4 protein-coding genes and 1 pseudogene are annotated in these 4,435 nt (G+C 34.4%); all 5 read left to right on the top strand.

Going from position 1 to position 4,435, the window contains the following annotated elements; translation table 11 throughout:
* Positions 1-162 precede the first annotated feature (162 nt).
* Positions 163-567: a CHRD domain-containing protein gene (locus tag AB3X49_RS18325; protein WP_367963857.1), complete on the top strand. Its 405-nt coding sequence runs from the start codon at positions 163-165 to the stop codon at positions 565-567.
* A gap of 368 nt (positions 568-935) precedes the next feature.
* Positions 936-1,270: pseudogene (locus AB3X49_RS18320) on the top strand (HNH endonuclease).
* 149 nt (positions 1,271-1,419) lie between these two features.
* Positions 1,420-1,776: a hypothetical protein gene (locus AB3X49_RS18315; RefSeq protein WP_264541252.1), complete on the top strand. Its 357-nt coding sequence runs from the start codon at positions 1,420-1,422 to the stop codon at positions 1,774-1,776.
* Positions 1,773-3,428, top strand: coding sequence for a terminase TerL endonuclease subunit (locus AB3X49_RS18310; protein ID WP_367963855.1), 1,656 nt, complete (start codon positions 1,773-1,775; stop codon positions 3,426-3,428). Before AB3X49_RS18315 ends, AB3X49_RS18310 begins: the two co-directional genes overlap by 4 nt.
* Before the next feature lie 5 nt (positions 3,429-3,433).
* Positions 3,434-4,435: phage portal protein (locus AB3X49_RS18305; RefSeq protein ID WP_367963853.1), on the top strand; the 1,002-nt coding region annotated here is incomplete at its 3' end.

Here is a 4,435-nt window from a genome sequence, read left to right as displayed (position 1 = left end):
TAATATTATAGGAAGTCATTGTGTATATTTAATTCATTTCCATGCATAAATTAAACTCATCTGTGATAAGGACACGCTTGTCTATTTATTTACATACGATATAGAAGAAAATCGTAAATTGTGACACACCTTAGTAAGACTCAAAGGGAGGACTATATTATTATGTTTTTCTCAAACCTATGTGGAGTAGAGGAAGTTCCTGCAGTAGAAACAATGGCTCGAGGAAAGGCATATTTTGTATTAAGTCAGGATAATCGTAGTTTAGAGTTTAAATTGAGATTATATGCACTAGATCAGGTAACGATGGGGCATCTACATTTAGGTCAAAAGGGGACCAATGGTCCTGTTGTGGGTTTTTTATTTGGACCAATTGAAAAACCTATTTCAATAGAATATGCTATTTTTACAGGAGAAATCACTCAAGCCAATTTAGTTGGTTCATTAGCAGGTCATTCGTTAAGGGATCTTGTAAATGAAATTAACGTTGAAAATATTTATATTAATGTTCACACTGTTCAACATCCTAGTGGTGAAATTCGTGGTCAGTTATCTTCTTGTTGTTGCTGATTCTACAAAAGATATTTTTCCAATATTAGTAAAAGTGAGGGAGTGTCATGTGAAATAAGGAAGCATGTTATTTTTTAAAAAAAGAAAAAGAAGAATCGGAATATAGGACAGTAGCTCAAAGTAATTTGAAAAGAAATGATGAGAGTGAGACAAATGCTTGATAAAACAATGGATGAATTTCTGATGGAGTAATTAAATAAGCACAGCTGCATCATCTGCTGAGGAAGATGTGCAACTGTGCAAATATAAACGATATCCGTTGACCAGGTGGTCTCGGGAATTAGGGTACTCTTACTATAACATGAGGAACATAACAGTAAATACTCAAAAATGTCCATATTTAGGACAAAATAAAAGGTAAACAAGTGATGAAAGAATATAAAACCAAACAACAAAAGCGTAAGTTCTATGACAGTGGTGAGTGGAAGAGCATACGAGAGTTAGTAAAGAAGCGTGACAACTACGAGTGCCAGGAATGTAAACGTAATGGCCGAGTACAAATAGATACCAATGAATACAGTGAGAGCGCAAAGCGTAAGAAGATACAGCTTGTTGTCCATCATATAAAAGAACTAGAACATCATCCTGATCTTGCATTAGACATAGACAACCTTGAAACAGTTTGTGTGAATTGTCATAACAAAGAACATGGAAGAATTTACGAAAAGAAAAAAATAAATGGGAACATGATGAGAAATGGTGAAAATACAACAAAAATACCCCCCCATTCGAGGATTGGGCTTTTTTTGTCTTAGGGGCACCGGAGGAGGGGGTCGATTTTCCAGATTTTCGAGCCGTATCGCATAGGACCCCCTCCCATGTTTAAAAATAGGATTGAATCGAGGTGATATTATGGCGGATATCGATGAGCGTGAGATACTAGTTAACAAAGAAAAAAATCGTTTGAAGAGATTATTTAAAGGCATCCCACCTAATAAATTAAAGGTTGTTGAGGGATTAATTATTCAAGCGGCAAGATTACGAGTTTTGTTAGATGAGATGTGGATAGATATATCTGAGAATGGTGATTACGAATTGTTCTCACAATCTGATAAAGCAGAGCCGTATGAAAGAGAACGACCTGTTGCCCGATTCTATAATACTCGTGATCAATCCTATCAACGAATCATCAAACAGCTTACTGATTTGTTACCAGAAGGAAGTAATAAAAAAGAAATTAAGAAGTATTCGGCAAGTGATTTAATATGATTAGCCATAAGTATGTAAGTGAATATATAGAACTATATGAAACAGAAGCAGTATTATTAAATAAAGAACGCATCATGCTGATTAATTATCTAAAACAAGATATATTAACCCGTGACGATTTACATTTCGATACGGATTTAATTAATAAATGTGTAACTTTCATAGAAAAATGGCATTTTAAATTAAATTATTTTCAAAAGTTTTTAATAGCATTTGTATTTTTATTTGATGAATATGAAGATGTTTATTTTGATCAGCATTTTTGGATGATGGCAAGGGGTGCTGGTAAAAATGGATTGATTAGTGCATTGACACACTTTTTCATTAGTGAGTTACATGGTATTGAGCATTATAACGTATCAGTAGTTGCTAATACAGAAAGGCAAGCTAAAACTTCTTTTGTGGATGTTTATGAAAAGAATAAAAAGCACGAGATATTAGATGAGCTATTTGTATCAACAAAACAATTGATAACAAATAAAGCTACTCGTTCAACTTTTGAATTTCATACATCAAATGCAGGAAGTAAAGACTCATTAAGAGACGGCTGTGTTATTTATGACGAAATACACAGATATGAAAATAGCGATGTTGTAGAAGTATTCTCTAGTGGTTTAGGTAAAGTTCCTAACTCTAGGGAATTTTTTATTACTACAGATGGATTTGTTCGCGAAGGTTATCTTGACAAAATGAAAGAGAGAGCAATGAATATCTTGAAAGGGAAGGAAAAAGAAGATAGGCTGTTCCCTTTTATTTGCAAGCTTGATAACACGGAAGAAGTAGGCAATCCGGATATGTGGGAAAAAGCAAATCCGATGTTTAGTAAGCCCATGGGTCAATATGCTAGGGGATTGTTTAAGAAGGTTATGCGTCAGTATAAGAATCTTGAAAATGATCCGTCTAACAGAGAAAACTTCATGACTAAGAGAATGAATGTACCAGAGGTAGATTTAACAAAGGCTGTAGCTCCTTGGGAAGAAATCATGCGTACAGGATATGAAGAAGATGGAGAGACAATACGAGAAATACCGGATTTAACACATAAAGTTGCTGTGGGCGGCCTCGACTTCGCCAGCATCAAAGACTTCGCGGCGGTCGGTTTACTATTTAAACATGGTGAGGATTATATTTGGAAAGGTCATTCATTTGTACGTAAAGGATTCTTAGACAAGGTGAAATTAAAAGCACCTATTTATGAATGGGCTGAAAATGACTTACTGACTATTGTGGACGAACCCGTAATTAATATCTCTCACATTGTAGATTGGTTTGTAAAAATGCGTGAGTTATACGGGTTTAATACGATTGTAGCTGATACATTCCGTCTTGATCTTGTTAAAACAGCACTTGAAGCTGAAGGTTTCATATTGTTATATATTCGTAATCCCAAAGCTATTCATTCTTTATTAGCACCAAGGGTCGAAACGTTATTTGCAAACAATCGCATTATTTTTGGTGATAATCCATTAATGCGTTGGTACACCAACAATGTCTACGTCCACATCAAAAAAGATGGAAACAAAGAGTATCTGAAAAAAGATGAATTTAAAAGGAAAACGGATGGGTTCCAAGCCTTTATTCATGCTTTATGGCAAGCAGATAACATTCTTGAAGAAGAGGTTGAGTTCATGCTAGATGAAATTGATTTTTAAGGGGGGTGATTACAATTGGATGGCTTGATAATGTGTTTAATAGGAATAAAGAATTAGATTATATGTACGATGACGATATAGTTTCGGAAACATCTAATAGGGTTCATATGAAACGATTGGCTATTGAAACATGCGTATCTTTTTTAGGTAGGACAATTAGCCAATCAGAATTCAGAGTGAAAAATAGCAAAGGATTTTTAAAAAATGAGTTATATTATCGCTTGAATGTTAGACCGAATAAGAATATGACAGCAAGCACTTTCTGGGAAAAGTTAATTCGTAAACTTATTTATGATAATGAATGTCTAGTAATCCAATCTGATGATGGAGACCTACTTATTGCTGATTATTTTCAACATAATGAATTTGCTGTGTTTGAAGATGCGTTTACAAATGTAGTAGTAAAAGATTATGAGTTTAAGCGGTCATATAAACAAAGCGAAGTTATTCATTTGAAATATCGTAATGATAAGTTGTCACCACTAATTGATGGATTGTTTACTGACTACGGTGATCTATTCGGACGAATATTAAGTTCTCAAAAACGGAAAAACCAAATTCGCGGTGTAGTAGATATAGAAGCTCAAATGGCAAAAACTGAAGAAGGACGGGGGAAATTGCAAAAGTTCGTTGAGAAAATGTATAAAGCATTTGGCGAAAAAGATATTGCAATTGTACCTCAACAACCAGGTTTTAAATTCAGTGAGACTTCGTCTGGTGGTGGAAGTTCTGGACAAAGTGTGGAAGAAATTAATAAAGTAACGAATGGTTTTTTAAATCAAGTCGCAATGGCTATCGGAATCCCAACAGCTTTGTTATATGGAGAAATGGCTGATGTGGAAAAGCAAACTAAAAATTACATGCTTTTCACAGTTAAACCGCTATTAAAAAAGATTTCAGATGAAGCAAATGTGAAATTCTTTGAAATGAAAGAATACCTCGAAGGGCAAAAAATTGAAGTGAAAGCTGTTTCTTATCAAAGTATATTTGATCTTGCGACAAGCATC

It is taken from the genome of Bacillus sp. C30, assembly GCF_040838255.1.
GTDB classification, from domain to species: Bacteria; Bacillota; Bacilli; order Bacillales; family Bacillaceae_G; genus Bacillus_A; species Bacillus_A mycoides.
The sequence above is the reverse complement of the archived record's forward strand: the minus strand, read 5'-3'. Positions and strand labels throughout refer to the sequence as shown.

Coding starts and splice junctions, on each gene's coding strand:
- AB3X49_RS18325 (WP_367963857.1), top strand. CDS start 163: ATGTTTTTCTCAAACCTATGTGGAGTAGAGGAAGTTCCTGCAGTAGAA.
- AB3X49_RS18315 (WP_264541252.1), top strand. CDS start 1,420: ATGGCGGATATCGATGAGCGTGAGATACTAGTTAACAAAGAAAAAAAT.
- AB3X49_RS18310 (WP_367963855.1), top strand. CDS start 1,773: ATGATTAGCCATAAGTATGTAAGTGAATATATAGAACTATATGAAACA.